Origin of the sequence: Polaribacter sp. Hel1_33_96 (assembly GCF_002846595.1) — a bacterium.
Taxonomy (GTDB): domain Bacteria; phylum Bacteroidota; class Bacteroidia; order Flavobacteriales; family Flavobacteriaceae; genus Polaribacter.
Genome location: NZ_PJMV01000001.1, coordinates 3,029,996 through 3,055,422, shown reverse-complemented (window position 1 = coordinate 3,055,422; position 25,427 = coordinate 3,029,996). Strand labels below are relative to the sequence as shown.

Sequence of the window (25,427 nt, the reverse complement as noted above, 5' to 3'; positions counted from 1 at the left end):
GTTTCTTACTGTTTAGTTATTAATTTTTACGAATTGTATGCCCATTTTAAGTAAATGGCTCCCCATGTGAAACCACCGCCGAATGCAGCAAAAATTAAATTATCTCCTTTTTTTAATTGATTTTCATAATCTGCTAATAAAAGAGGTAAAGTTGCCGATGTTGTATTTCCATATCTATGGATGTTCATCATTACTTTTTCTGAGCTAACACCTACTCTTTTTGCTGTTGCTTCAATAATTCTTTTATTAGCTTGGTGTGGCACCAACCACTGAATGTCTTCTTCTGTAAGCTTATTTCTGGTTAACATTTTCTCTGAAACATCAGCCATATTAGAAACTGCATATTTAAAAACAGTCTTTCCTTCTTGATATACAAAATGCTTTTTTCCTTTTACAGTTTCTTCTGAAGGCGGCATTATAGACCCTCCTGCTTCTATCCTTAGAAAATCTCTACCTATTCCATCACTTCTTAAATACTCATCTTGCAATCCTAAACCTTCATTATTTGGCTCAAACAAAACTGCTCCTGCTCCATCACCAAAAATAATACACGTTGCTCTATCTGTGTAATCGATAATAGAAGACATTTTATCTGCACCTATTAATAGCACTTTTTTATACCTCCCAGACTCTATATAACTAGCTGCTGTGGACATACCAAACAAAAAGCTAGAACATGCAGCTTGTAAATCATATGAGAAGGCATTTGTTGCGCCAATTTTTGAAGCTACATAAGCAGCTGTTGAGGCTACTGGTAGATCTGGAGTTGCAGTACCAACCAGAACCAAATCTATTTCCTCAGGATTTATATTTGATTTTTGAATTAAATCTTCTGCACATTTTATAGCCATGTAAGACGTCCCTAATCCTTCGCCCTTGAGAATTCTTCTTTCTTTGATTCCTGTTCTAGAAGTAATCCATTCATCGTTAGTATCTACATAAGACTCTAACTCTTTATTCGTTAAAATATATTCGGGAACATACTTCCCTACTGCTGAAATTGCTGCAGTGATTTTTTTCATAATCGTTGTTTGTTACCAAATAATTTGGAAAATCAAAAGTAGTGAAAAATATTTCACTTTTTTACGTAAAACTCATCAAAAGAGATAGTTTTTACTTAAAAAACGTAAAAAAACCCTCAAAATTGAGGGTTTTTGTGTGTTTATAGAAGATTACTTCTAAGCTTCTGCAGCAGCAGATGCAGATTCTAAAACAATTTGTCCTCTGTAATAAAGTTTTCCTTCATGCCAGTGAGCTCTGTGGTATAAGTGAGATTCTCCAGTTGTTGGATCTGTAGCTATCTGTTGATAAGATGCTTTATAATGTGTTCTCCTCTTATCTCTTCTTGTTTTGGATATCTTCCTTTTAGGATGTGCCATTTTATGTCTTTTTTTCTGTTATTAAATTCTTTAATTTATCCCACCTTGGGTCTGTATTTACTACAGTTTTTTCTTCTTTTATTGTTAGTTCTTTTAATTTATTTAATGCTTCCGATTCCATAGTGCCATCTAAAACTTTTGGATGAACTCTTTTATTCGGAACTGCTAAAACAATCATTTCATAAATAAACTGAGCAACATTAAACTCATACGCTTCATGAGGCAATATTAAAATCTCCTCACTTTCATCATTATATAATGGCCCAAATTTTACTACCAATGGTAATTCTGATGCTATTTCTTGATTATATAATTCGTTAGTTAAATCACAAGGAATTTCAATTGTCCCTGCTGCAATAAAACTAAGCTCGAATAATGTGCTTTTTTTTACAAATGTTAGAGAAACTTCTATAGATGAACTTTTATATTCATCAAAATTAAAAGCTTCAAAGAACTTATTATCAATCGTATAGTTGAACAGATGACTCCCTTCTTTTAATCCTACAAACTGTATGTTGAATTGTTTTAAGTATTTCATTATCAAACATCAATTGAGCCGGCAAAGATACAAAAAAATGTATTTCTGCAATATTTTATATCAAAAAAAAACAATCTTTACCTCTTTTTTAAATCTAAAGGAGTTTTAGTGAGCTCTAAATACTCATTTCTAGTTTTAAAAACTTGAATTGCAGTAAACAAAGCTTCTGTAAATGATGATGGATTTGCTAAATTTTTTCCCGCTATTTCATAACCGGTTCCATGATCTGGTGAGGTTCGAATATGACTTAAACCTGCTGTAAAGTTAACTCCTTTGCCAAAAGACAATGCTTTAAAGGGAGCTAAACCTTGATCATGATACGTGGCTAAGACACCATCAAATTGCTTGTAAGTTTCAGAACCAAAAAAACCATCTGCAGCATAAGGTCCAAAAACTAATTTACCTGTTTCTTTAATTTCTGAAATAGTTGGTTTTATGATTTCATCATCTTCTTTACCTATTACACCTTTATCTCCACAATGTGGATTTAACGATAAAACAGCAATTTTTGGTTTACTAATTCCAAAATCTTTAACCAAAGATTCATGCATTGTTTCCACCTTACTTTTAATTAACTCTGGAGTAATGGCTTCGGCTACTTTAGCGATTGGAATATGACCTGTAATTAGTCCAATTCGCAATGCATCAGTCATTAAAATCATTAAACTCTTGCCTTCTAAATTAGCTTCTAAATACTCCGTATGACCAGGAAAATTAAAGGTGTCAGATTGTATGTTTTCTTTATTGATTGGTGCTGTTACTAAAACATCTATCTTATTTTCTTTTAAATGTTTTACCGCAGATGCTAAAGACCTCGCTGCGTAATCCCCAGAAAATTGAGTGGTTTTACCAAGTTCTATTGCAACTTCTTCTTTCCAAATGTTTAAAACATTTATTTTAGAATGGTTTAGTTGAGACATCGATGTAATTCCATGAACAGGAGTTTCTATACCTAAAGCTTTTTTATGGTATGAAATCACTTTTGTTGCCCCAAAAAGAACAGGTGTACAAAAATCTAACATTCTTTTATCTTGGAATGTTTTTAAAATTACTTCAATTCCAATACCATTTAAATCTCCTATTGAAATTCCAACGATTATTTTATCATATTTTTCCATATAACTCTTGTAATATTAGTATTTTTGATGTGTACAAAAGTAACCAAATTTTAGGGATATGTTTACAGGAATTATAGAAACACTAGGAGTCGTAAAAAATATTGTAAAAGAGCAAGAAAATGTTCATTTAACAATACAAAGTGATATTACGAATGAACTAAAAGTGGATCAAAGTATCGCTCATAATGGAGTTTGTTTAACGGTTGTTGCTATTGATAATGATGAATATACCGTAACCGCAATTAAAGAAACTTTAGACAAAACAAATATTGGAAGACTAAAAAATACTCATATTATAAATCTAGAGCGTGCCATGAAAATGGGTGACCGATTAGATGGGCATATTGTGCAAGGGCATGTTGATGAAACAGGAATTTGTAAAAATATCAAGGATGAAAGCGGAAGTACAATGTATACTTTTCAATACAATTCTGATAAAAACAACATCACTATAGAAAAAGGTTCTATTACTGTAAATGGAGTTAGTTTAACTGTAGTGAATTCTAAGAATGATGAATTTAGTGTCGCTATTATTCCCTATACAAAAGAACACACTACTTTTAAAACTTTAGAAATTGGTGAGATTGTAAATTTAGAGTTTGATGTTATTGGAAAATATGTTGCGCGCTTAGCTGCTTATAACAACTAAAGCTTCTCTTCCTTTTTATGCAAAAAACGGGTAAGTTTCATAGAAAGATCTAATAAAATAATCTTTGCATTCCCATTTCTTTCAATATGATACATGGCATCATTTAATTCTTTTTCTATTTCTAGAATATTTCCTGAATGCACAAAAGGCGCAAATTTAGACAAATCAAAACCTGATTTTGATTCCATAAAAACCAACTGATCAGACTTGTAGTTCATCAATAGTGCTTGTCTAAAGAATTGTAAACAATAGTCTAAAAAACGTTTTTGGGTTTCTCTTCCCGTTTTTGCAATGGTATCAGACCAAGAAATTAGTTGCTGCACCACTGAAGCATTTCCTTTAGCCCTAAAAGCAGTTCTTATCCAGGCAATAAACCATTCTTCAAAAACTAAATCGGAAGAATCATTTTGTAATAAATGCAATGCTTTGTTATAATTTCCTTCTGCTTGATGTGCAATTTTTGTCGCTTGGTTGTCCGCAACTTGATTCTTTAAAATCAAAGCATTTGCGATATCTTGTTCACTCAAAGCAGGAAAATGCAATGCTTGGCAGCGCGATCTAATAGTGTTTATAATCTGTTCTTCATTTTCTGTAATCAATAAAAAAACAGTTTTTTGTGGTGGTTCTTCAATCAATTTTAATAATTTGTTGGCAGCAGCAATATTCATTTTTTCTGCCATCCAAATTATCATTACTTTAAAGCCACCTTCATAACTTTTAAGCTTTAACTTTTTAACAACAGCTTCAGATTCGTCAACTCCAATTAAACCTTGCTTATTTTCTACACCTATATGTTGTAACCAATTAAATAAGCTACCGTAAGGTTGTGTTGCAATAAAATCTCGCCAATCTTCTAAAAACAAATCACTTACAGCATGTTTTTTTACCGAATCGTTTGTAGTTACAGGAAATGCAAAATGTAAATCTGGATGTTGGAGTTTGTTGCATTTTATATTACATGCTCCTGCATCTTCAGAAAAATTACACAATAAAAATTGTGCATAGGCAATTGCCATTGGCAGCGAACCACAACCTTCTTTGCCTACAAACAGCTGTGCATGGGGAACTCTGCCATTCTCAGCAGACTTTTGCAAATGTTTCTTAATGTGTTCTTGACCTATAATTTGGTTGAAAAGCATATGCAAATATAACAGATAAATTTACGCAAACGTTATCTTAATTTTTGAGTTTTCAATTTTAGTAACCGTAAATAAAAAAGTATTTTTGTTAAAAATACATCAACAAAAATGAAAACACTAAAAGATTTTAATTTCCAAAATAAAAAAGCAATTATCCGTGTAGATTTTAATGTGCCTTTAAATAATCAATTCGAAGTTACAGATGCTACTAGAATTGAAGCTGCTAAATCTACCATTATAAAAGTTTTAGAAGATGGAGGAAGCTGCGTTTTAATGTCACATTTAGGTCGTCCAAAAGGCAAGCAAGAAGAGTTTTCTTTGAAACATATTGTTGCCAAAGTAAAAGAAATTTTAGGTGTTAACGTAAAGTTTGTTGAAGATTGTATCGGTGAAAAAGCTGAAGAAGCTGTTGCTAATTTAGAAAATGGAGAAATTTTATTACTAGAAAATCTTCGTTTTTACGATGAAGAGAAAAAAGGAGATGTTGCTTTTGCAGAAAAATTGTCTAAACTAGGAGATATTTATGTAAACGATGCCTTCGGAACTGCACACAGAGCGCATGCATCAACCACAATTATTGCACAATTTTTTGGAGATAATAAATGCTTTGGAAACTTATTAGCGAGAGAAATTGAAAGTATAGATAAAGTATTAAATAATTCAGAAAAACCAGTTTTAGCAATTCTAGGAGGGGCAAAAGTGTCTTCAAAAATTACGGTAATTGAAAATATTTTAGATAAAGTAGATCACTTGATTATTGGTGGTGGAATGAGTTTTACATTTATAAAAGCACAAGGCGGAAAAATTGGTAACTCAATTTGTGAAGATGACAAAATGGAGTTAGCACTTGACATTTTAAAACAAGCAAAAGCTAAAAATGTTCAAATTCACATTCCTGTTGATGTTGTTGCTGCTGATGATTTTAGCAATGATGCAAATACGCAAGTTTGTGATATTAACAAAATACCAGATGGCTGGGAAGGAGTTGATGCTGGACCAAAATCTAGAGAAATTTTTGATATAATTGCAAACCAATGTAAAACTATTTTATGGAACGGCCCTTTAGGTGTTTTTGAAATGGACTCTTTTGCTGCAGGTACGATTGCACTTGGTCATTCAATTGATAAAGCAACTAAAAATGGAGCATTTTCTTTAGTTGGTGGTGGAGATTCTGTTGCAGCTGTGAAACAATTTGGTTTTGCAGACAAAGTAAGTTATGTTTCTACGGGTGGTGGAGCAATGCTAGAAATGTTAGAGGGTAAATCTTTACCAGGAATTGAAGCAATTTTGAAATAAAAACGCTTAAAACATATGTTAAAAAAGTTCTCAAAAATGAGAACTTTTTTTTATGCCTATAATTAGTGTTAAATAAGCCTTATTTTTGTTATTCTAAAAAAATTAAACATCAAAATGAAATATACAACGTTACCAAACACAGAGACAAAAGTTTCTAAAATTTGTTTAGGAACCATGACTTGGGGAAACCAAAATACAGAAGCAGAAGCACATGAACAAATGGATTATGCTTTAGAAAAAGGTGTAAATTTTATAGATGCCGCCGAATTATATCCTGTACCCGCAAATGCAGAAACGTATGGCGATACTGAAAGAATTATCGGTAATTGGCTAAAAAAAACAGGAAATAGAGATAAAGTAGTTTTGGCTTCAAAAATTGCTGGAGGCGGTGATTATACAGCACATATTAGAAAAAATGGCTTTAGTAAAAAAGGCATTACTGAAGCAATTGAAAATAGCCTAAAACGTTTACAAATAGATTATATGGATTTATATCAATTGCACTGGCCTTCTAGAGGAGTAAACTGTTTTGGAGTTAGAGATTATCCTTATAAAACAGCTAGTAAAGAAGCAGAAAATCATTTAGAAATTTTAGAAACTTTAAGTGATTTTATAAAACAAGGCAAGATAAAATATATCGGTTTGTCGAACGAAACTCCATGGGGAACTATGAAATATTTACAAGCCTCAGAACAATATAATTTACCAAAACCTGTAACCATTCAGAATTCATATTCTTTAATTCACAGAGGATATGAAGTTGGCATGTCTGAAGTTTCAATGAGAGAAAACATAGGTTTATTAGCTTATTCACCTTTAGCACAAGGTGTTTTATCAGGGAAGTATATAGATGGAAATTTACCTGAAGGCGCAAGAGGAACTTTGTTCCCCAGGTTTATTGCTAGATACAGAAATAAAGGCTCAGAAGCTGCGGTTCTAAAATATTTAGAAATTGCTAAAAAGAATAATTTAACACTTACTGAATTATCTTTAGCTTATATAAATCAGCTACCATTTGTAACCAGTAATATCATTGGCGCTACAAAAATGAGTCAATTAAAAGAGAATATCAATTCTATTTATGTTGAATTATCTGATGAAACTTTAAAAGAAATTGAAGCTGTTCATGCAGCAATTCCGAATCCTGCACCTTAAAAAAAGACACTTTAAATAAAGTAGAAAACCAGATACTATTAATTGACAGTATCTGGTTTTGTAGCTTTATAATTCGAATGAGTTTAAAACACTTTTAATCTATTTTCACTTTACTTTTATAACACTATTATCCTTCAATTGATACTCTTGCCCACTTTCTTTACACGTTGCAAAACCCTGTTTATTAAATTCTAATCTATGGCCAAACTCCCCCACCCAGCCTATTTGTTTTGATGGATTCCCAACCACCAATGCATATGGTAAAATTTCTTTTGTCACAACTGCTCCCGCTCCAATAAAAGCAAATTCGCCAATATCATTACCACAAACAATGGTTGCATTTGCGCCAATACTCGCTCCTTTTTTTACAATTGTTTTTAAATATTCATTTTTTCTAATAATAGCACTTCTTGGATTTATAACATTTGTAAAAACCATGGAAGGCCCTAAAAAAACATCATCTTCACAAATAACACCCGTATAAATAGAAACGTTGTTTTGCACTTTTACATTTTTACCTAAAATAACTTCAGGAGAAACCACAACGTTTTGACCGAGATTACAAGATTCGCCAATACTACAATTAGACATAATATGACTAAAATGCCAAATTTTTGTCCCTTTCCCTATAGTACAATTATCATCTATAACTGCCGTTTCGTGTGCAAAATAATCCATAAAGTATTAATATCCTGTCTTGTGAATTTTCTCTTTAGTACAAATCTCTTTAGATGATGAAGTTCCTATTCTATCAACTCCTATAGAAATCATTTTTAATGCCGTTCCATAATCCCTCACGCCTCCTGCAGCCTTTATTTGCAATGGTTTTGCATTTTCAGAAATTAGTTTCATAGTTTCAAAAGTAGCACCATTTGGCGTGTTGTCTTGAGTTTTAAAAAATCCTGTTGATGATTTAACAAACACTTTTTTAACAGCAGCTTCATCAAAATTTTCAAGAACAACCTCCTTTATTAGTTCTGAAATTACAATAATTTCTTCTCTCGTCAAGGCAGCTACTTCTATGATCCATTTTGCAACTTTATTGTTTTCAATACAAAGTTTAGTCGCTTTTAAAACTTGCTCTTTTATCATCGCAATTTTACCTTCTTTAAAAGCGGTATAATTGACAACAAAATCCAATTCATCTGCACCTAAATCAATCGCTTTTTGGGCTTCTTTTAATTTAATTTCAGTAGATGAGTTCCCTTCCGGAAAATCGATTACAGTTCCTATTAAAAAGTCAGCTTTTGATTCTAAAAACATTTTTTTTGCTAATGAAATATATTTTGAACGAATCATTACTAATTTATAATTGTACAAAATGGCTTCATTTATTAAATCAACTACTTTTTGTTGATTCTCTTCTTCTGTAATACTTGCTTGAGTTGCTGTCTTTAAATAAGTAGCATCTAAGAATTGATTAATTTTCATACTACCAAAAATACGTAATAAAAAAAAACCAGCATAAAGTTGGGTTTAAATTTTAATCTACCCAGAAAGAAAAAGGCAATTTATATCTAACCTTTGCTAGTTTTTTACTTTGTAATCCTTGTATAACATTCTAGAAAATTTTGCTATATAGGTACTTTATTTTAAATGTTTTTCCGCCACTTTTTCTAATTCATCATACCAATTTTGCCCAAACTTTCTAACTAAAGCTTGTTTTACAAACTTGTACACTGGCACTTGAAATTCTTTGCCTAAAGAACAAGCATCATCACAAATTTCCCATTTATCATAATTTACTGCAGAAAACTCACTATAATCTTTAACTCTTATTGGATATAAATGGCAAGAAACTGGCTTCTTCCAATCAATTTCTCCTTGATTATACGCTTCTTCGATAGCGCACAAGGCTGTATTCTTTTCATCAAAAATTACATAAGCACAATCTGCCCCATTAATCAAAGGTGTTTCTAATTCTCCCCATTCACTTGTAACCCAAGCTCCTTCTTTTTCAATAACCTCAATTCCCTCTTTTCTTAAAAAAGGTTTTACTTTTGGATAAATTTCTTCTAATATTTTAGCTTCTTCTTTTTCTAATGGAGCTCCAGCGTCACCATTTACACAACAAGCACCTTTGCAGGCGGCTAAATTACACACGAAATCTTTTTCGATAATATCTTCTGAAACGATTGTTTTCCCTAGTTGAAACATGCGAACAAAAATATGATTATTTTTTTTTATTTTTTTACAAATTCATAAAGTAAGTTTTCTAATTTTGCAATAAATTAAACTTATAGATTATGAAATTTAACCTAAAAGAAATTATAACTGCATTTATGGTATTATTTGCTGTTATAGATATCATTGGTAACATTCCTATTATTATTGATTTACGAAAAAAATCAGGACATATACAGTCTGAAAAAGCATCACTTATTGCAGGTTTCATTATGATTGTATTCTTGTTTCTTGGTCAAAGCTTATTAGGTTTAATTGGAATTGATGTAAATTCTTTTGCTGTTGCTGGTGCTTTTATTTTATTTTTTATCGCTTTAGAAATGATTTTAGGCATTACTTTATATAAGGAAGATGGTAATTCTTCCTCCATAACTGCCACCGTATTCCCTCTAGCTTTTCCTTTAATTGCGGGTCCAGGAAGTTTAACAACGTTACTTTCTTTAAGGGCAGAATTTGCCATAGAAAACATTATTGTAGCTGTAATTTTAAATGTAATTTTCTTATACATCGTTTTAAAAACATCGTCTAAAATAGAACGTTTAATTGGTCCTTCAGGAATTCAGATAATTCGTAAAATTTTTGGCGTAATTCTCTTAGCTATCTCTGTAAAACTTTTTACTCAAAACATAAAAATGCTATTTATATAAAATGATTTTTGATGCATTAATAATTGGCGGAGGAGTTTCCGGAATGCAGTGTGCACTCATTTTAGGCTCTGCAAAAAACAAGCATTTTGCTGCTCATAAAAAAATAGGAATTATAATGCACCAAAGAGCTTCTCATTTAGAAAATGCCTTGTTTAATAATGTTTTAGGTCTGGCTCCAAAAACATTAGGAAAAGATATTTTAACTGAAGGTAAAGAGCAATTAACAACTTTATATCCTCATGTTTCTCATATTAATAACGAAAAAGTTTTGTCAATAAGAAAAATTGATGGCATTTATACTATAGAAACAACTAAGAACAGCTATCAATCGAAAATTATAGTCATTGCATTAAACTACTCAAAACCCTTTTCTATAAATGGTTTAAACAAATATATTATTCCTCACAAAAAAGCAAACCCAGAAAAAGATAGAATTCAATTAAATAATGAAAATCATCTCATACAAAAAGGGTTGTATTGCTGCGGTACAATCGCTGGTTTACGAAGTCAATTTGCAATTGCTGCAGGAAGTGGTGCTTCTGTAGCCACAGATATCCTTACTCTTTGGAACGATCATACACCAACAAAAGTGCATGATAAAGTATGAGGAAAATCATGTTTTAATTCTCTTTTACTGTCTAATTTTATATCTGTTAAGTGACTCTGTTTTTATTGGTTTAATTCCATTCATTTAACAATAGACTGTTATTAATAATAGTCGTTTTATATTTTTTAGAAACATTAAAGAGTTAAAAGATGCAAATTAAAAAAAACCCAAAACAACAGTTAGAAAATTATAGTAAAATTTTTATGCAAATAGGTTTAGTACTTTCGCTATTTATCACTTACGTGTCAATGGAGCATAAAACATTTGAAAAAAATAATTCATCACACTTAGGCATCGTACATATGGTTGATGAAATGAAGGAAGAAATTCCAATTATTGAAATTCAAAAAGTAGAACCTCCAAAACAAAATACACCTCCCCCTACAATAGAGAAAATCAAAATTGTCGAAGACGATTTAAAAATAGAAGAAACCATTATAGAATCTACAGAAACTGATGAAGGTGAGGCTATTGTTGTAAATACTGAGGATATTGAAGAAGTTGAAGAAGCAGAAGAGTTTATCGAAGACATTCCTTTTATTTTAATTGAAGACGTACCTGTTTTTCCTGGATGCAAAGGAAATAACAAAGAACTTAAAGCTTGTTTTACTAAAAAAGTAACAGGACACTTTGGGAGACAATTTAATTTAGATTTAGCTACTGAATTAGGCCTGCTACCGGGTAAAAAAAGATTATTTGTAGTTTTTACAATTAGTAAAACCGGAAAGGTCATCAATGTAAGATCAAGAGGACCTCACCCTGTTTTAGAGAAAGAAGTGGCTAAAGTTATTGGTTCTTTACCACAAATGAAACCAGGTAAACAAAGAGGAAATCCAGTAGGCGTAAGTTATAGTATACCGATAACATTTGAAGTTAGGTAATAAAAAAATCCAGCTTTTAAGCTGGATTTTTAATTAGATCAAAATGGTCATTATAATTTTCACTAATCTGTATAATAAGTCGCAATTATAATTTTTTAGTGAAGCCATCTTTGTGTTCATTTTATAAAGTACTCCAAAAATTGTTGTAAAGAAAAACTCTATATCCGTTATGGTATAAAAACGTCAAAACATAAACAGTCATGTATAACATGGACTGTAAAACAATACATTCTCGTATCTTTTATGACTTCATGCTTTTCTTCTTGTTTCTTTGATACCGGAAGAACCCAAAACAAGAGAGAGGTGATTTCTACGATACACGTAAAAATCACCTCTCCTATATTTTCAATTAAAGCTACTATGAGTTTACTCTACTGTCACTGACTTTGCTAAATTTCTAGGTTGATCTACGTTCTTACCTAACATTACAGCAATATGATAAGATAATAACTGAAATGGAATTGTAGTTAATAACGGTGTTAATGCCTCTTCTGTTTCAGGGATTTCAATTACATGATCTGCAATTTCTCTAACCTGTGTATCTCCTTTTGTAACTATCGCAATAATTTTTCCTGATCTAGCCTTTATTTCTTGAATATTACTTACAACTTTTTCATAATGACCCTTTTTTGTAGCAATTACAAAAGTTGGCATGTTTTCATCAATCAAAGCAATTGGTCCATGTTTCATTTCTGCTGCAGGATACCCTTCTGCATGAATATAAGAAATCTCTTTTAACTTTAAAGCGCCTTCCAAAGCAACTGGAAAATTAAAACCTCTACCTAAATACAAACAATTTGTAGCGTCTTTATAAACCGCTGCAATCGATTTTACATGCTCATCTATTTTTAATAGTTCTTGAACCTGCTTTGGTATTAATTGCATTTTATGCAGATAATTATTAAAAGCATCATCTGTTAAAGAGTTGTTTGCTTTTCCTAATTTTAATGCAATTAAAGTTAACACTGTTATTTGTGTTGTAAATGCTTTTGTTGAAGCTACTCCAATTTCTGGTCCTGCATGTGTGTAAGCTCCTGAATGCGTTTCTCTTGCAATCGAAGAACCTACAACGTTACAAACTCCATAAACAAAAGCACCTTTAGATTTTGCTAATTTAATAGCTGCCAGTGTGTCTGCAGTTTCTCCTGATTGTGAAATAGCAATTACTATATCCTTATCCGTGATTATTGGATTTCTATATCTAAACTCTGATGCATACTCAACCTCAACCGGAATTCTTGCCATATCTTCAATAAGATACTCTGCAACCAAACCTGCATGCCAGGAAGTACCACAAGCAATAATAATAATTCTGTTTGCATTTAAAAATCTATCAAGATTATCGTCTATACTAGACATCTTAATCATATTTTTATCAGCTAACAATCTTCCTCTAAACGTATCTGTAATTGCCTTAGGTTGCTCATGAATTTCCTTTAACATAAAGTGATCATACCCCCCTTTTTCAATTTGCTCTAAATTCATTTGAAGCTTTTGAATAATAGGGTCTACCTTAGAATCATCATGAATTTTATGAACTTTTACTTTTTTACCTATTTTAATGATTGCCATTTCTTCATCTTCTAAATAAATAGCATTCTTTGTATATTCTATAAATGGTGAAGCATCTGAGGCTATAAAAAATTCCTTATTATCTTCCCCTACTCCAATTGCAATAGGGCTTCCCAAACGTGCAACCACTATTTCATCTGGTTTTGTTCTATCAAAAACCGTAATTGCATACGCACCTATTACAGTATTTAAAGCCAATTGCACCGCTTGTCCCAGTTTACAGTTTTCTCTCTTTTTTACTTCTTCAATTAAGCTAACAAGGACCTCTGTATCTGTATCACTTTTAAAAATGTAACCTCTATTAATTAATTCTTTTTTAATGGTATCATAGTTTTCTATAATTCCATTGTGTACAATAACCAAGTCTCCAGATTGTGAAAAATGTGGATGAGAATTTACATCATTAGGCACTCCATGAGTTGCCCAACGCGTATGACCCATTCCAATATTTCCTTTTTTTCTTACTTCATCATTATCCGTTATAAGTTCTAAATCGGATACTTTTCCTTTAGTTTTAGAAAGTTGCATTTCCTCTCCATCGAAGATCATTATTCCAGTACTGTCATAACCTCTGTATTCTAATCTTTTTAAACCATTTATGACTATTGGATATGCTTCTCTAAAACCTATATATGCTGATATACCACACATAACAATTCTTTTTTTTAATTCTTTTTCTCTGAGTATGAAATTTTAAGTACCGCTCTTTTATCTCCATTAATGACCTCATGATTCAACAAAGTAACAGCTTTTGGATTCCAGTTATAATTTTCAAAAACAGTACTAGAAAGCGGATCATCACTACTATTATGTACTTTTAATTTTAATATCGGTAAAATATCATCCTCACCGCTAATTACATCTGAAATATAATCTGTAATTCTAAAAGTATATTTCTCTGCTCTTCCATTATCGTCTCTTTCTAAGTTACCACCAAAAGTAGTTTCACTATACGTATCTTTTATTTGACTGAAACCTGTTGGAGAACTTGAATCTGTAACAATTCTATACATGTAGAGTCTACTAGGAATTGCTGTTGTATCAACTGATTGATTAATATAAAACGTTAAAGACGCATCATTAATTAACCAATTATTATTTCTCAATTCTTCAATTTTATCTGCAATACCGTTACTATCAGCATCCTCTCCGAAAAGATCTATTGAAACCTCACTACCTGCAGCTCCTTGTAGTTTTATTTGATTGTTTACTGGATATACTTTCTCTTCCATTTTATAAATAGCAGATCTTACTCCTGAAAATAAAAATGAATCGTTTTTTTGAATTGTATCGATAACCTGACCTTTAGTCAATACTGTATTGGTGTAGTAAACTTCAATAGAAGGATTTAATGATGGAACAGTATTACTAAAATTAAAAGAAATTAAAGACCCTTCATCTCCTTTTGCTTCTAGAATTACTCCTCTAAAATAATCATTAAATGCATCTTGAGACTCAAATTCTGATAATTCATATTTATCTAAAAATATTTCTTTAAACTTATCTTCATTTAACGGAATCACAGCAAATGGCAAAGGCACTCCAGATGCAGTAGAAGTTACATATTTTATAGTGTCTTTTGAATACAATACATTACTACTTAACCTTCTTTTTACAACGATTACTGTGTCGTTTTTATTAGGTTTAAATTGATAATTAATTGGATCATTTAACTCAGTTCCTTTCTTGTCAAAAACATCGTTCGAACTGTATGAATTTAATTTTGATGGATCTGCAGGATTTAGTCTGCTTAGGTAAGTACTTGTTTCATATGCATTAAAAGTAAATGCTTTTGATTGATCTCCGATAATAGAATTTAAGGTGTAATTTGGACCTGAGGATGTATTTTCATCTAAAGTAGCAGTATACGGTAACTTTACGAAAACAGTATCTATTGTAGTGACAACAACAGTATCGAGACCATAAATATTTTCATCATCTACTACTTGTAATCCGTTTCTTATCGCTATCTGGGAAACCACAGATGCTTCTATTTTTTCATACTCTGAGCTTGCATGTACTCCCAGTAAATATTCGCTTGGTTCTCTCGTAATATTGTCTGACAATACATATTCAACTAGACTATTTTCTGCTTTAATCTCTACAGAATATGCGCTTGTGTTAAACTTTGTATTACTAATAACATTCGATCCAATGTCTGTAAAGTCCTCTTCACATGATATGATTGCTGAAAAAAATGACAACAAAACACCTATATAAACACTCTTTTTAATAATTTTTATCACTTTAAAAAACAATTAATTAGCTGATAGTAAATCAGCGTAAAAATTCAAATAAGATTCTTTTAAATTCTCTGATTCATATTCTAAAACAGGCATTCCTTTTTCTTCAATAAAGGAACTTAATTCTTCTGAAATTATTTCACTCCCGTGAATAATTGCATCAGAATTTTCTATTGCACTTTTTAAAATATTAGTATGGGTAGGTGTCTCTATAGTCGATATCTTGTCATTTTCAGATAAATCAAACTTAACTTTCACTGCTAAATCTGAATTTAATTCCCCCTCAAAACCGCTATTATATAGTGAAGTAACAATTTTACTCTCCTTAAATAATGGTTCTTCCTTGTAAAACTCTCTTAAATATAGAGGTAATAAAGAGGCCATCCATCCATGAACATGAATAATATCTGGAGCCCAGTTTAACTTTTTTACAGTTTCTACAACACCTTTTGCAAAGAAAATTGCACGCTCATCGTTATCTGAAAATAACTCATCATCTTCATCCGTAAAAACGGCTTTTCTTTTAAAATACTCTTCATTATCAATAAAATAAACCTGCATTCGTTCTTTTGGAATAGAGGCAACTTTAATTATTAATGGCATATCTAAGTCATTTACAACGAGATTCATTCCAGATAAACGTATTACTTCATGTAATTGATGTCTTCGCTCATTAATCACACCATATCTTGGCATAAAAATTCGTGTCTGAACTCCTTTAGAATGTGCGTTTTTAGCTGAATTAAAAGCTGTGGAAGACAGTTCTGTTTCGGGTAAATACGGAACCACTTCAGACGATACAAATAAAATTCTCTTGTCCTTCATTAAATCAAACTCTTTTGTGAGAAGCGCAAAAGTACAAATTATTATGCTAATATCGTGTTAAAATGGTAAGTTTGCAGACTTTACTTAATTTTTAAGAATGAAAATTTTTAACACTAAACAAGAGATAAAATCATACTTAACCACTCAAAAAGAGGAGCACAAAACTATTGGTTTTGTTCCAACAATGGGTGCATTACACCAAGGTCATTTGTCCTTGGTTAAAAAAGCTAAGAAAAAAAATGATATAGTTGTCGTAAGTATTTTTGTGAATCCTACACAATTTGACAAAAAAGAAGATTTAACAAATTACCCAAAGACGATAGAAAACGATACACAATTATTAGAAAGTATTTCTTGTGATGTTTTGTTTTTTCCTTCTGTGGAAGAAATATATGATCATCGTATTTTATCAGAAAAATTTGACTTTGATGGTTTAGAACATCAAATGGAAGGGAAATTTAGACCAGGTCATTTTGATGGTGTCGGCACCATAGTAAAAACACTTTTTAAAATTGTAGCGCCTAACAAAGCTTATTTTGGTCAGAAGGATTTTCAGCAATTGCAAATCATTAAAAAAATGGTTAGAAAAAACCGTTTAAATGTAAAAATTAAAGGATGTCCAATTTTTAGAGAAAATGATGGTTTAGCGATGAGTTCTCGGAATACACGACTATCAGAAGAACAGAGAGCGGCGGCACCTTTTATTTATAAAGTCCTTAAAAAAGTTAGAAATAAATTTGGACCAGAAAATATTATTGAGCTAAATGAATGGGTAGAAAATCAGTTTAAAAAGCATCCTTTCTTTAAATTAGAGTATTTTACAATTGCCGATGAAAAATCATTAGAAACTATAAAAAATAGAGAATCTAATAAAAAATATCGTGCTTTTATTGCCGTATTTGCAGGTAAAATTAGATTAATTGATAACATTAGATTATAATAAGATTAGTAAAAAAACAGTATTTTTACCCCTTGATAATTCAAGTTGTAAAATCTAAGCACTTAGTTTTGAATATAAAAAAGATTTTAAAAATTATACTTCCCCTCGTTTTGGGAGGTCTTTTAGTTTGGTATTCAATCTCTAAAATCTCTATTGAGATATTAATCGATTACTTTAAAGAAGCAAATTACACTTGGATTTTTCTTGGATTATTCTTTGGAGTTTTAAGCCACCTTTCTAGAGCTTATAGATGGAAATTTATGCTAGATCCTTTAGGCTTTAAACCTAAATTCACAAACAGTGTTTTGGCAGTTTTAGTGGGTTATTTAGTTAACTTAGCAGTACCAAGAGCAGGAGAAGTTTCTAGAGCTTTAGTCTTAAAGAACTATGAAGACATCCCTTTTGAAAAAGGGTTTGGGACCATTGTAGCAGAAAGAATTGCAGATTTAATTATGATGTTATGCATCATTTTAATCACACTTTTTGTTCAATTCGATTTTATTTATGAACTCTTAACCAAGAATTTTAATCCAACGAAAATAATAATTGGTTTAGCAATTCTAATAATTGCTTTTTACATTTTAACATCTATTATTAAAAAAGCAAAATCTGGGTTTTTATTAAAGATTAAAACCTTTGTTTCTGGCCTAATAGAGGGTGTTACGAGCATCTTTAAAATGAAAAAAAAATGGGCCTTTATTTTTCATACCTTATTTATTTGGGCAATGTATGTTGCTATGTTTTGGGCAACAATTCCTGCAATTGAAGGCTTAGAAGTTCCTTTAGGTGGAATTTTAATCGGCTTTATTGCTGGTGGATTTTCTATCGCTGCAACAAATGGAGGAATTGGATTGTACCCAATTGCGGTTGCTGGAGCTCTTGCTTTATTTGATATTCCTGCAGAACCAGCCACCGCTTTTGGCTGGATTATGTGGACCGCACAAACTGCAATGATTATCGTTTTTGGCGGATTGGCCTTTTTGTTTTTACCTATTTACAACAAAGACAAGTAGTTTTTTGAGGTTACCAAAAGGATGCGCTTTCATTCATCGCTTTTTGCTTGTGGTCATAAAAATCAGTATTTTAAAAAAAAGCTCAAATATACCATTCAATCACTAACGCAACTTTTTACCGACTTTAAGAAAATCTTATTTTTTATCTGTTTTTTAAAAGTTATCAACTCATAAACTTTGTAACTTTGTTACTTTGTTACTTTCAAACTTGGAAATTCTTTTTAAATGGCAAAAACCAAAACAACTTTTTTCTGTCAAAACTGTGGAACTCAACATGCAAAATGGGTTGGACAATGTGGCGCATGTAAAGAATGGAATACGATTGTAGAAGAAGTAATTCAAAAAGAAGAAAAACGTATCTGGAAACAATCTACAACAGCTAAACAGGTTATAAATAAACCTTTAAAAATTGCTGATATTCAGCTAAACCCGGAAGAAAGGGTTGTTACTAATAATAACGAACTAGACACTGTGTTAGGTGGTGGTCTGGTAAAAGGCTCTGTAACTCTTTTAGGAGGTGAGCCTGGTATTGGAAAATCCACTTTATTATTGCAAGTTGCCTTAAATATCAGTCAGAAAGTACTGTATGTCTCTGGTGAAGAAAGTCAATCTCAAATAAAAATGAGAGCAGAAAGGTTAAAAGCGAATACTTCTAATTGTTTGATTTTAACCGAAACCAACACACAACAAATTTTCAAAAGCATTGAAGAAACGGAGCCAGAAGTTTTGGTTATAGATTCTATACAAACATTGCACACAAGTGCAATAGAAGCCTCTCCTGGAAGTATCTCTCAAATTAGAGAAACGGCTGCAGAGCTCATAAAATTTGCCAAAGAAACTGCTACTCCAGTTCTATTAATTGGTCATATAAACAAAGAAGGAAACATTGCTGGACCTAAAATTTTAGAACATATGGTAGATGTTGTTTTACAATTTGAAGGCGACAGGAATCATACCTACAGAATTTTACGGTCACAAAAAAACAGATTTGGCTCTACATCAGAATTAGGAATTTACGAAATGCTTGCAACAGGTTTAAGAGAAATCTCAAATCCGTCTGAAATCTTAATTTCTAAAAAAGATGCAGATTTAAGTGGAACAGCAATTGCATCAACTTTAGAGGGCATTAGACCATTAATGATTGAGATACAAGCTCTAGTTTCTACAGCCGTTTATGGAACCCCTCAGCGCTCTACAACAGGTTACAATCTAAAACGTTTACATATGATTTTAGCTGTTCTAGAGAAAAGAGCAGGTTTTAAATTAGGAGCAAAAGATGTTTTTTTAAATATTACTGGAGGCATAAATGTAGATGACCCTGCAATAGACCTAGCTGTTGTGGCTGCTATACTATCATCAAATCAAGATATTGCCATTAACCCGAATGTTTGTTTTGCCGCGGAAGTTGGTTTAGCTGGAGAAATTAGACCTGTTTCAAAAATTGATCAGCGAATTTTAGAAGCAGAAAAATTGGGCTATAGAACCTTTGTAGCTTCAAAATATAACAAGATTTCTTCTAAAAACCATGAAATAAAATTGGTTTTAGTTGGTAAAATTGAAGAAGCTTTCGCTACCTTATTTGCATAAAAAAACCGAACTTTTCTGCTCGGTTTTTTTCTTCTATGTTTCTAAATCAACTTCAAAATATGTTATTTTTTATTCACTAATTTGATGTACTTATCTAAAGCCATCGTCATAGAGGGTGTTTCTGGGCTTGGCGCTGTAATATCACACTTTAAACCGGCTTCTGTAACAGCCTTTACTGTAGAATTACCAAAGGCAGCAATTCTAGTTTTGTTTTGTTTGAAATTGGGAAAATTCTGAAATAAAGATTCTATTCCTGAAGGACTAAAGAAAACTAGTACGTCATAAAAAACATCTTCTAAGTCAGATAAATCACTTACTACAGTTCTGTATAAATCTGCTCTTATCCAATTAACCCCTAAAGCATCTAATTCAGCTGGAATTAATGGCTTTAATTTATCTGAAGATGGTAATAAAAATTGTTCCGTCTTATGCTTCTTAATTAACTTAATTAAATCAGGAAATGTTCTGTTCCCAACATAAATTTTACGTTTTCTATAAACAACATATTTTTGCAAGTAATAAGCTACAGCTTCAGATTGGCAGAAATACTTCATACTATCTGGCACTTTAAAACGCATTTCTTCAGCAATTCTAAAAAAATGATCTACCGCATTTCTACTTGTTAAAATAATAGCGGTAGCTTTAGTTAAGTCAATTTTTTGACCTCTTACTTCTTTTACAGAAATTCCTTCGACATGAATAAAAGATCTAAAATCAATTTTTACTTTTTGTTTATCAGACAAATCAAAATAAGGGGAAGTTTCTGTCTTTGGAGGTGGTTGCGATACTAAAATCGTTTTGACTTTCATAAGCTTTCGTTTTGTAATTAAAACATCAGTTTAAATAGTATAAATAGCGGTGCTATTTCGAACATGCAAATGTACAAAATAAAATAAAACAACTTCTTAAAAATCAGGTTTTTATTACTAACCACATGAAACACAAATCTTATTAGAAACATAAAGCCTGTAAAATAGTACAAATAAGGATGTTTTAAGTTTGTATATTGACTTAAAACTATTGCCACATATAGTAAAATTGAAATTGTATTTAAGTATCTAGATTTTGAAATAATAAAAAACCTGACTTCATTTTTTATTAAAAATACTTGTATAAATAAATATTCTACTATTTTTAAAAGTAAAAAATAACAAAACAGACTAAAAAAAACTGATAAAAAAGAATAAAAGCTTGCATCACTTGTTGGCAATGTGTAGATCTTAAAATTAAAAATTAATAGCGATATTACAATTACAGAAAATATAAAAAATACCATTTGAAAAAAATCAAAAAAATTAGTTTTCTCTTCAGATTCTGTCTCGATAAAATTTATATTAAATAGACTATATATACTCCCTTTTAACCTGCTTAAATTTATTGCTTTTAATAAAACAATACCAAAGAGTAAAAACATTACGACTAATGTAATCCAATGGTTAGAAGTTGTAATTTTATCTAGTGCTTGCAAGTAACTTTCATTTAATAAGATTAACACAAAATTAGTAATTAAATAATGTATATTTGTGTTCTTACTACATGAAAATTAATTTATGTCAGACGCGTTAGTCATTATTCCTACCTATAACGAAAAAGAAAACATAGAAGTTATCATTAAAGCTACTTTTAGCCAAAAAAAAAAGTTTCATATTTTAGTTGTTGATGATAATTCTCCGGATGGAACTGCCAAACTTGTAGAGAAATTAATTTTAGAATTTCCAAATCGACTTTTTTTAGAAAAAAGGTTAGGTAAAAATGGGTTAGGAACTGCTTATATTCATGGTTTTAAATGGGCAATTGCAAAAAAATATGATTACATCATAGAAATGGATGCAGATTTTTCTCATAATCCAAAAGATTTAATTCGCCTATATAACGCTTGTAAAAAAGAAGGTGGCGCTGTTTCTGTTGGATCTAGATATGTAAACAATAAAGTTAACGTTGTTAATTGGGATATAAAAAGACTACTCCTTTCTTATTTTGCTTCAAAATATGTCCGTTTAATCACGAGAATTCCTCTTTTTGATACAACTGCAGGTTTTGTGTGTTGGAAAAGAGAAGTACTAGAAACAATACAATTAGACAAAATAAAATTTATAGGATATGCTTTTCAAATAGAAATGAAATTTAAAGCTTGGAAACATGGTTTTGACATAAGAGAAGTATCTGTAGTTTTTACCGACAGAGCACTAGGAACCTCTAAAATGAGCGGAAACATAGTTTCCGAAGCTTTATTTGGTGTGATAAAAATGAGATTAAAAGGGCTTCCAAGATAGATTAATATGAATGTAATTTCTCTCAGAAATGCTGATTTAAAAGACTTAGAAACACTCTTAGAATTTGAGCAAGGAGTAATAGAAGCCGAAAGACCTTTAGATCCTTTTTTGGCAAAAGGCGAGCTGTTTTATTACAATATACCTGAATTAATTTCTAGTCAACAAATCCATTTTATAGTTGCCATTTCTAATGAAAAACTGGTAGCTTCTGGTTATCTAAGATTAGAAAATTCTGAACACTATCATAAAAACCCAGAACATGGTTATATCGGTTTTATGTACGTAAAACCATCATTTAGAGGCCAAAGAATTAGCAATCTAATTTTAAAATCTTTAAAAGATTGGGCAAAAGCAAAAAACCTAAAGGAATTGAGATTAGATGTATATAGTAATAATACACGGGCGATAAAAGCTTATGAACGTTTTGGATTTACCAAAAGTTTAGTAAATATGAGAATAGATATTTAAAAAGAAAAATGGCAAAATCAATTTTAATAAAAAATGCAAGCATAGTAAATGAAAACAAAACTTTTTTAGGTGATGTTTTGATTGAAAACGAAATTATAAAAAAAATTTCATCAGAAATAAAAGCAACTGAAAACTTCGAAGTTATTGATGCTGAAGGTAAACTTTTAATTCCTGGTTTTATAGATGATCAAGTTCATTTTAGAGAGCCTGGCTTAACACACAAAGCAACTATCGCCTCAGAAAGTAGAGCGGCTGTTGCTGGTGGAATTACTACCTTTATTGAAATGCCCAATACCGTTCCACAAGCTACAACTCAAGATTTATTAGAAGATAAATTTACAATAGCCTCTAAAGATTCATATGCAAACTATTCTTTTATGTTTGGTGGCACGAACGATAATTTAGATGAATTACTAAAAACAGACCCTAAAAAAGTAGCAGGAATTAAATTATTTTTAGGATCCTCTACAGGAAATATGTTAGTAGATAACGAGCAAGTTTTAGAGAAAATTTTCTCGTCAACAAAAATGATTATATCCGTACATTGCGAAGACGAGGCTACTATCAAGAAAAATACACAAGAATTTATAAACAAATACGGAGACGATATTCCTCTAAAATATCACCCAATTATTAGAAGTGAAGAAGCTTGTTATTTATCCTCCTCAAAAGCAATTGAGTTGGCTAAAAAAACCGGAGCAAGACTGCATATTTTTCATGTATCAACAGCCAAGGAAACCGAACTTTTTAGAAACGACATTCCTTTAGAAGAAAAACAAATTACTGCAGAAGTTTGTATTCATCATTTATGGTTTTCTGATAAAGATTATGCAGAAAAAGGAACACATATTAAATGGAATCCTGCAGTAAAAACGGAAACTGATAGACAAGGTTTATGGAAGGCTTTGTTGGATGATAGAATTGATGTGTTAGCAACAGATCATGCACCTCATACTTTAGAGGAAAAAAACAATGTGTACACAAAAGCGCCAAGTGGCGGACCTTTAGTGCAGCATGCAATACCTGCTATTTTAGAAAAAGTAATAGAAGGTGTAATTTCAATTGAGAAAGCAGTTGAAAAGATGAGTCATAATCCTGCTAAATTATTTCAAATCGAAAAAAGAGGTTTTATAAAAGAAGGTTATTTTGCTGATTTAGTTTTGATTGATACCAACAAGCCTCAAACCGTTTCTAAAGATACTATTTTATATAAATGTGGCTGGTCTCCTTTTGAAGGGACTACTTTTTCATCAACCATAACACATACTTTTGTAAATGGTAATTTGATGTATAACCAGGGGGTTTTTAATGACAAAATTAAAGGAAAAAGAATTACTTTTAATCGGTAATATGAAAAATATAAGCTACATACTAATTTTTAGTTTCTTGATTTCCTGCACAAGTAACACCATTTTTGAGAAACCAAAAGACTTAATACCTAAAGATACAATGAGTCTTTTAATTCAAGAGATGATGATTGCTTCTTCCGCAAAACATGTTAAAAACAAGAATTTAGAAAAAAAAATTGAGTACATGTCTTTAGTGTATGACCAATTTAAAATTGATAGTACACGTTTTCAAAAGAGTAACTTGTATTATATGTCTAAAATAGATTTGTATCAAGAAATTTTTAAAGATGCTAAAGTACTTTTAGAGAAGCAAAAAGTTTTCTTTGAAGAAATAAGCAAAAGGCTCGATTCTATAAAAAAGGATTCTCTTGATATAATTAGAGCAAAAAATAAAAAGAAGATTGAAAAATTGGAAGAATCAAAGAAAAGAGTTTTGAAAATTAAACCTACTATTTAAGATACCGTTTAGAGATTCTTTGCACTGATTTTTCGAGATCTTCAAACTGATAATTTATTTTTTTTTGTATTTTTTCTGATGAATATTCAGCTACAGAATGAGCTGATCTTGCAGAATATTTGCTCAACAATGGTTCTTTTCTCGCGATTTTTGAGACGCACCAGGCAAACCTCCAAAAGAGATTAGTTTGCCAGGGTTTTATTTTTATTGACGGTCGACTTTTACCAAGAGTATCCGCAATTAGAAAGAAAATTTCTTTGAATGATTTATTTTCTGAAATCAAAATAAAACGTTCGTTTTTAACGGGTGAATTCATCAATAAAATCATAGGTTTTACAACATCTTGTACTGACACAAAACCAGTAACTCCTTCCGTATAAAAACGGAATCCGTTATTCACTTGAGAAAATAATTTTCCCGAACCAGAATTCCATAAACCACTTCCTAAAATAACTCCGGGATTTACGACAACCACATCAACTCCTTCTTGGCTAGCTCTCCAAACTTCCATTTCTGCACCAAATTTGGTGATAGAATAACCACTATTGTCCAATTCTTTATTCCATTCATTTTCTTCAGTAACTATTTTCCCTTTTAAAGAATCACCCACAGCAGCAATAGAACTTACAAAACATAATTTTTCAATTTTTGCAGCAATACAAAGATTTACAATAATCGCAGTTCCATGTATATTTACTTTGCGCATTTTTCTATAATCTTTAGGATTAAAGGAGATAAATGCAGCACAATGATATACATGCTTTACATCAGAAAAAGCAGGGATCATTTTAGGAACATCGGTAATGTCTGCTTGATACCATTCTATCTTTGAAAATAAATTTTCATCTTCTGTATAATACCTAAAAACTTTTTTTACGTTTTCTAAAGATGATTTTGTTCTATAGATAGCTCTAATTGCAACATTTTGCAAACATAAATGATACAACAAATGAGAACCAACTAAACCCGTACCTCCAGTGACTAAAATCATACAGCTAATTTATGGTTTTTTCATCGATAAGTTTATCTTTGCCTTGTTAAAAAGCATTTATTTAAACCTGTTTAAAAACGGCAGATTGAGCTTGTGGGAAGTGATAATTTAAGCTA

The 25,427-nt window shown here is 31.1% G+C and carries 27 protein-coding genes; 13 read left to right on the top strand and 14 right to left on the bottom strand.

The genetic code is table 11. The features are described from left to right. Positions 1 to 26: 26 nt before the first annotated feature. The 4 genes from ATE90_RS13275 to pdxA all read right to left on the bottom strand — a co-directional run bounded on the left by ATE90_RS13275 (position 27) and on the right by pdxA (position 3,035). On the bottom strand, positions 27 to 1,022 hold the full coding sequence (locus tag ATE90_RS13275) for a beta-ketoacyl-ACP synthase III (protein WP_036784799.1): 996 nt from the start codon (positions 1,020 to 1,022) through the stop codon (positions 27 to 29). Between the two features lie 156 nt (positions 1,023 to 1,178). Further along, positions 1,179 to 1,379: a 50S ribosomal protein L32 gene (rpmF, locus tag ATE90_RS13270; protein WP_036784796.1), complete on the bottom strand. Its 201-nt coding sequence runs from the start codon at positions 1,377 to 1,379 to the stop codon at positions 1,179 to 1,181. Between the two features lies 1 nt (position 1,380). After that, the gene (locus ATE90_RS13265; RefSeq protein WP_036784794.1) at positions 1,381 to 1,917 is read right to left on the bottom strand and encodes a YceD family protein; all 537 of its coding nucleotides are present in this window, start codon (positions 1,915 to 1,917) and stop codon (positions 1,381 to 1,383) included. 77 nt (positions 1,918 to 1,994) lie between these two features. Beyond that, a complete protein-coding gene (gene pdxA / locus ATE90_RS13260; protein ID WP_036784791.1) occupies positions 1,995 to 3,035 on the bottom strand; it encodes a 4-hydroxythreonine-4-phosphate dehydrogenase PdxA in 1,041 nt (346 codons plus the stop codon). Positions 3,036 to 3,093: 58 nt separating this feature from the next. Between pdxA and ATE90_RS13255 the strand changes: the two genes are divergently transcribed. Then, positions 3,094 to 3,684 carry a riboflavin synthase gene (locus tag ATE90_RS13255; RefSeq protein WP_036784788.1) on the top strand — a complete coding sequence of 197 codons (591 nt, stop codon included), beginning with the start codon at positions 3,094 to 3,096 and terminating at the stop codon, positions 3,682 to 3,684. Here the strand turns inward: ATE90_RS13255 and ATE90_RS13250 are convergent. Beyond that, positions 3,681 to 4,823, bottom strand: coding sequence for a DNA polymerase III subunit (locus ATE90_RS13250; protein ID WP_036784786.1), 1,143 nt, complete (start codon positions 4,821 to 4,823; stop codon positions 3,681 to 3,683). The genes ATE90_RS13255 and ATE90_RS13250 overlap by 4 nt on opposite strands. Positions 4,824 to 4,931: 108 nt before the next feature. Between ATE90_RS13250 and ATE90_RS13245 the strand changes: the two genes are divergently transcribed. Both ATE90_RS13245 and ATE90_RS13240 read left to right on the top strand, forming a co-directional pair. Continuing rightward, the gene (locus ATE90_RS13245) at positions 4,932 to 6,119 is read left to right on the top strand and encodes a phosphoglycerate kinase (protein ID WP_036784784.1); all 1,188 of its coding nucleotides are present in this window, start codon (positions 4,932 to 4,934) and stop codon (positions 6,117 to 6,119) included. 114 nt (positions 6,120 to 6,233) lie between these two features. Beyond that, complete coding sequence (locus tag ATE90_RS13240; RefSeq protein ID WP_101451491.1) at positions 6,234 to 7,274, top strand: aldo/keto reductase; 1,041 nt, start codon at positions 6,234 to 6,236, stop codon at positions 7,272 to 7,274. Between the two features lie 105 nt (positions 7,275 to 7,379). On the opposite strand, the gene ATE90_RS13235 is transcribed toward ATE90_RS13240, so the two are convergent. The 3 genes from ATE90_RS13235 to ATE90_RS13225 all read right to left on the bottom strand — a co-directional run bounded on the left by ATE90_RS13235 (position 7,380) and on the right by ATE90_RS13225 (position 9,431). Further along, positions 7,380 to 7,952 carry an acyltransferase gene (locus ATE90_RS13235; RefSeq protein WP_101451490.1) on the bottom strand — a complete coding sequence of 191 codons (573 nt, stop codon included), beginning with the start codon at positions 7,950 to 7,952 and terminating at the stop codon, positions 7,380 to 7,382. Positions 7,953 to 7,958: 6 nt separating this feature from the next. After that, positions 7,959 to 8,705 (bottom strand): deoxyribose-phosphate aldolase, encoded by a 747-nt coding sequence (gene deoC / locus ATE90_RS13230; RefSeq protein ID WP_101451489.1) that lies wholly within the window; start codon positions 8,703 to 8,705, stop codon positions 7,959 to 7,961. Positions 8,706 to 8,861: 156 nt separating this feature from the next. Further along, positions 8,862 to 9,431, bottom strand: coding sequence for a DUF3109 family protein (locus ATE90_RS13225; protein WP_036784774.1), 570 nt, complete (start codon positions 9,429 to 9,431; stop codon positions 8,862 to 8,864). Positions 9,432 to 9,520: 89 nt separating this feature from the next. Here ATE90_RS13225 and ATE90_RS13220 point away from each other — a divergent pair, with 89 nt between their 5' ends. The 3 genes from ATE90_RS13220 to ATE90_RS13210 all read left to right on the top strand — a co-directional run bounded on the left by ATE90_RS13220 (position 9,521) and on the right by ATE90_RS13210 (position 11,593). Next, positions 9,521 to 10,105 (top strand): MarC family protein, encoded by a 585-nt coding sequence (locus tag ATE90_RS13220; RefSeq protein WP_036784771.1) that lies wholly within the window; start codon positions 9,521 to 9,523, stop codon positions 10,103 to 10,105. 1 nt (position 10,106) lies between these two features. Then, positions 10,107 to 10,712, top strand: a complete 606-nt coding sequence (locus ATE90_RS13215) for an NAD(P)/FAD-dependent oxidoreductase (RefSeq protein WP_036784770.1) — start codon at positions 10,107 to 10,109, stop codon at positions 10,710 to 10,712. Between the two features lie 149 nt (positions 10,713 to 10,861). Next, positions 10,862 to 11,593, top strand: coding sequence for an energy transducer TonB (locus tag ATE90_RS13210; protein ID WP_036784768.1), 732 nt, complete (start codon positions 10,862 to 10,864; stop codon positions 11,591 to 11,593). Positions 11,594 to 11,959: 366 nt separating this feature from the next. On the opposite strand, the gene glmS is transcribed toward ATE90_RS13210, so the two are convergent. From glmS to ATE90_RS13195, 3 genes are read right to left on the bottom strand one after another with little or no spacing between them, the layout of a single operon-like run. Next, a complete protein-coding gene (gene glmS / locus ATE90_RS13205) occupies positions 11,960 to 13,816 on the bottom strand; it encodes a glutamine--fructose-6-phosphate transaminase (isomerizing) (protein ID WP_101451488.1) in 1,857 nt (618 codons plus the stop codon). 14 nt (positions 13,817 to 13,830) lie between these two features. Continuing rightward, a complete protein-coding gene (locus ATE90_RS13200) occupies positions 13,831 to 15,411 on the bottom strand; it encodes a DUF4270 family protein (protein ID WP_101451543.1) in 1,581 nt (526 codons plus the stop codon). Positions 15,412 to 15,423: 12 nt separating this feature from the next. Next, a complete protein-coding gene (locus ATE90_RS13195; protein WP_036784765.1) occupies positions 15,424 to 16,233 on the bottom strand; it encodes a glycogen/starch synthase in 810 nt (269 codons plus the stop codon). Between the two features lie 97 nt (positions 16,234 to 16,330). Between ATE90_RS13195 and panC the strand changes: the two genes are divergently transcribed. The 3 genes from panC to radA all read left to right on the top strand — a co-directional run bounded on the left by panC (position 16,331) and on the right by radA (position 19,773). Then, positions 16,331 to 17,173, top strand: coding sequence for a pantoate--beta-alanine ligase (gene panC, locus ATE90_RS13190; RefSeq protein WP_101451487.1), 843 nt, complete (start codon positions 16,331 to 16,333; stop codon positions 17,171 to 17,173). A 68-nt stretch (positions 17,174 to 17,241) separates the two neighbouring features. Then, on the top strand, positions 17,242 to 18,186 hold the full coding sequence (locus ATE90_RS13185; protein ID WP_101451542.1) for a lysylphosphatidylglycerol synthase transmembrane domain-containing protein: 945 nt from the start codon (positions 17,242 to 17,244) through the stop codon (positions 18,184 to 18,186). Between the two features lie 225 nt (positions 18,187 to 18,411). Next, complete coding sequence (gene radA / locus ATE90_RS13180) at positions 18,412 to 19,773, top strand: DNA repair protein RadA (RefSeq protein ID WP_036784761.1); 1,362 nt, start codon at positions 18,412 to 18,414, stop codon at positions 19,771 to 19,773. A 62-nt stretch (positions 19,774 to 19,835) separates the two neighbouring features. Here the strand turns inward: radA and ATE90_RS13175 are convergent, their stop codons facing one another. Both ATE90_RS13175 and ATE90_RS13170 read right to left on the bottom strand, forming a co-directional pair. Next, positions 19,836 to 20,582 carry a uroporphyrinogen-III synthase gene (locus ATE90_RS13175; protein ID WP_036784758.1) on the bottom strand — a complete coding sequence of 249 codons (747 nt, stop codon included), beginning with the start codon at positions 20,580 to 20,582 and terminating at the stop codon, positions 19,836 to 19,838. A gap of 17 nt (positions 20,583 to 20,599) precedes the next feature. Then, complete coding sequence (locus tag ATE90_RS13170) at positions 20,600 to 21,268, bottom strand: DUF4271 domain-containing protein (protein WP_302849301.1); 669 nt, start codon at positions 21,266 to 21,268, stop codon at positions 20,600 to 20,602. 55 nt (positions 21,269 to 21,323) lie between these two features. Between ATE90_RS13170 and ATE90_RS13165 the strand changes: the two genes are divergently transcribed. Genes ATE90_RS13165 through ATE90_RS13150 form a run of 4 tightly spaced genes read left to right on the top strand, consistent with a single transcriptional unit; the run spans position 21,324 to position 24,320 of the window. Further along, positions 21,324 to 22,046: a polyprenol monophosphomannose synthase gene (locus ATE90_RS13165; RefSeq protein ID WP_036784754.1), complete on the top strand. Its 723-nt coding sequence runs from the start codon at positions 21,324 to 21,326 to the stop codon at positions 22,044 to 22,046. 6 nt (positions 22,047 to 22,052) lie between these two features. Beyond that, positions 22,053 to 22,514: a GNAT family N-acetyltransferase gene (locus ATE90_RS13160; protein ID WP_101451485.1), complete on the top strand. Its 462-nt coding sequence runs from the start codon at positions 22,053 to 22,055 to the stop codon at positions 22,512 to 22,514. An 8-nt stretch (positions 22,515 to 22,522) separates the two neighbouring features. Further along, complete coding sequence (locus ATE90_RS13155; RefSeq protein ID WP_101451484.1) at positions 22,523 to 23,863, top strand: dihydroorotase; 1,341 nt, start codon at positions 22,523 to 22,525, stop codon at positions 23,861 to 23,863. Further along, a complete protein-coding gene (locus tag ATE90_RS13150) occupies positions 23,823 to 24,320 on the top strand; it encodes a DUF4296 domain-containing protein (RefSeq protein WP_235317700.1) in 498 nt (165 codons plus the stop codon). Before ATE90_RS13155 ends, ATE90_RS13150 begins: the two co-directional genes overlap by 41 nt. Here ATE90_RS13150 and ATE90_RS13145 read toward each other — a convergent pair. Further along, on the bottom strand, positions 24,313 to 25,311 hold the full coding sequence (locus ATE90_RS13145; protein WP_101451483.1) for an SDR family oxidoreductase: 999 nt from the start codon (positions 25,309 to 25,311) through the stop codon (positions 24,313 to 24,315). The genes ATE90_RS13150 and ATE90_RS13145 overlap by 8 nt on opposite strands. Positions 25,312 to 25,427 lie beyond the last annotated feature (116 nt).

Excerpts from the sequence above, each read along its gene's own strand:
- ATE90_RS13275 (WP_036784799.1), bottom strand. The coding sequence starts at position 1,022 with ATGAAAAAAATCACTGCAGCAATTTCAGCAGTAGGGAAGTATGTTCCC.
- rpmF (WP_036784796.1), bottom strand. The coding sequence starts at position 1,379 with ATGGCACATCCTAAAAGGAAGATATCCAAAACAAGAAGAGATAAGAGG.
- ATE90_RS13265 (WP_036784794.1), bottom strand. The coding sequence starts at position 1,917 with ATGAAATACTTAAAACAATTCAACATACAGTTTGTAGGATTAAAAGAA.
- pdxA (WP_036784791.1), bottom strand. The coding sequence starts at position 3,035 with ATGGAAAAATATGATAAAATAATCGTTGGAATTTCAATAGGAGATTTA.
- ATE90_RS13255 (WP_036784788.1), top strand. The coding sequence starts at position 3,094 with ATGTTTACAGGAATTATAGAAACACTAGGAGTCGTAAAAAATATTGTA.
- ATE90_RS13250 (WP_036784786.1), bottom strand. The coding sequence starts at position 4,823 with ATGCTTTTCAACCAAATTATAGGTCAAGAACACATTAAGAAACATTTG.
- ATE90_RS13245 (WP_036784784.1), top strand. The coding sequence starts at position 4,932 with ATGAAAACACTAAAAGATTTTAATTTCCAAAATAAAAAAGCAATTATC.
- ATE90_RS13240 (WP_101451491.1), top strand. The coding sequence starts at position 6,234 with ATGAAATATACAACGTTACCAAACACAGAGACAAAAGTTTCTAAAATT.
- ATE90_RS13235 (WP_101451490.1), bottom strand. The coding sequence starts at position 7,952 with ATGGATTATTTTGCACACGAAACGGCAGTTATAGATGATAATTGTACT.
- deoC (WP_101451489.1), bottom strand. The coding sequence starts at position 8,705 with ATGAAAATTAATCAATTCTTAGATGCTACTTATTTAAAGACAGCAACT.
- ATE90_RS13225 (WP_036784774.1), bottom strand. The coding sequence starts at position 9,431 with ATGTTTCAACTAGGGAAAACAATCGTTTCAGAAGATATTATCGAAAAA.
- ATE90_RS13220 (WP_036784771.1), top strand. The coding sequence starts at position 9,521 with ATGAAATTTAACCTAAAAGAAATTATAACTGCATTTATGGTATTATTT.
- ATE90_RS13215 (WP_036784770.1), top strand. The coding sequence starts at position 10,107 with ATGATTTTTGATGCATTAATAATTGGCGGAGGAGTTTCCGGAATGCAG.
- ATE90_RS13210 (WP_036784768.1), top strand. The coding sequence starts at position 10,862 with ATGCAAATTAAAAAAAACCCAAAACAACAGTTAGAAAATTATAGTAAA.
- glmS (WP_101451488.1), bottom strand. The coding sequence starts at position 13,816 with ATGTGTGGTATATCAGCATATATAGGTTTTAGAGAAGCATATCCAATA.
- ATE90_RS13195 (WP_036784765.1), bottom strand. The coding sequence starts at position 16,233 with ATGAAGGACAAGAGAATTTTATTTGTATCGTCTGAAGTGGTTCCGTAT.
- panC (WP_101451487.1), top strand. The coding sequence starts at position 16,331 with ATGAAAATTTTTAACACTAAACAAGAGATAAAATCATACTTAACCACT.
- radA (WP_036784761.1), top strand. The coding sequence starts at position 18,412 with ATGGCAAAAACCAAAACAACTTTTTTCTGTCAAAACTGTGGAACTCAA.
- ATE90_RS13175 (WP_036784758.1), bottom strand. The coding sequence starts at position 20,582 with ATGAAAGTCAAAACGATTTTAGTATCGCAACCACCTCCAAAGACAGAA.
- ATE90_RS13165 (WP_036784754.1), top strand. The coding sequence starts at position 21,324 with ATGTCAGACGCGTTAGTCATTATTCCTACCTATAACGAAAAAGAAAAC.
- ATE90_RS13160 (WP_101451485.1), top strand. The coding sequence starts at position 22,053 with ATGAATGTAATTTCTCTCAGAAATGCTGATTTAAAAGACTTAGAAACA.
- ATE90_RS13155 (WP_101451484.1), top strand. The coding sequence starts at position 22,523 with ATGGCAAAATCAATTTTAATAAAAAATGCAAGCATAGTAAATGAAAAC.
- ATE90_RS13150 (WP_235317700.1), top strand. The coding sequence starts at position 23,823 with ATGACAAAATTAAAGGAAAAAGAATTACTTTTAATCGGTAATATGAAA.
- ATE90_RS13145 (WP_101451483.1), bottom strand. The coding sequence starts at position 25,311 with ATGATTTTAGTCACTGGAGGTACGGGTTTAGTTGGTTCTCATTTGTTG.